The sequence below is a fragment of the Allobosea sp. TAB14 genome (assembly GCF_052113865.1).
Taxonomy (GTDB): domain Bacteria; phylum Pseudomonadota; class Alphaproteobacteria; order Rhizobiales; family Beijerinckiaceae; genus Allobosea; species Allobosea spartocytisi.
This window is the reverse complement of the sequence record NZ_JBFRDQ010000385.1, coordinates 1-1,024: the sequence shown is the minus strand read 5'-3', so window position 1 is coordinate 1,024 and position 1,024 is coordinate 1. Positions and strand designations below refer to the sequence as shown.

Genomic DNA, 1,024 nt, shown 5'->3' with positions numbered 1-1,024 from the left:
GCTACACCTGGCACGATATCGAGACGCGGCGCGCCGTGACCTCGGCCTTCCTCGGCAGCATTCCGCGTGCGAGCTACGATGCCGCGACCGCCCAGGTCTTCGGCGAGGTCGGGTATCGCATCGAGCTTGGKCGCGCCGCGTTTGAACCGTTCGCCGGGCTGGCCTATGTCAACCTGCAYAGCGACGGATTCAGCGAGRCCGGCGCCGCTACCGYGCTCACCGGCCGGGGCGACGATACCGGCGTCGGCTATTCCACRCTCGGCTTGCGGGCAGCGACCAGCCTCGATCTCCAGGGCATGGCCGTGACGCTGCGCGGCGGTCTGGCCTGGCGCCACGCCTTCGGTGACGTCGATCCGAAGGCGACGCTCGCCTTYGCCGGGTCCAGCACGTTCACCGTTGCGGGCCTGCCGATCGCGCGCGATGCAGCCATGGTCGAAGCCGGGCTCGATCTTGCCATCGCCCGTAACGCGACCCTCGGCGTGAGCTATACCGGCCAGCTCGCCGAGGATGCCCAGGACCATTCCTTCAAAGGCGTGCTCGCCGTCAGGTTCTGAAGGCAATTCACACATTGTCTCGCGTCTGCAYGGYAATGGAAACACACCGCCAGTCCGTCACARCGCCCGCAMGGMGTTRCCRCGACACCGCCTRAAACGAAAAAGGCCTGGCWCCGAGCGATTGGGCCGGGCAGAACGCGAGCGATGATGCGCAGCGACGGTGTGCCTGCCGCGTGGCTGAGCTGGGCTGCGTCTTCTCCGGATCAGTCCCACCTTTTGGAAGCGAGCCAGGCAAGCACCACCACGGCTATCATACCGGCTGCGATCAAGAAGGGGTTTTCCATGTCGTCCAACTAGCGCAGGGATCCTGCCGCGGCGTTAATTCTGGACCACCGGGTTCGTGGCAACACCTCTCATGAAGTTGACGTGCCTGCTCTCGGCCCATAGCGACGTCATTCGGCTCTTGGCTCATCATTCGAGGAACGAGCCATCTAGCTCGGAGTATCGAATTCACGCTCAGCGAGGAGGGG

General features: G+C 64.8%; 1 protein-coding gene. It reads left to right on the top strand.

The window, feature by feature from the left end:
- Nucleotides 1–554 (top strand): autotransporter outer membrane beta-barrel domain-containing protein (locus tag AB4Y99_RS27820; protein WP_441525634.1); only part of this gene is annotated, 554 nt, incomplete at its 5' end.
- Between the last annotated feature and the right edge of the window lie 470 nt (nt 555–1,024).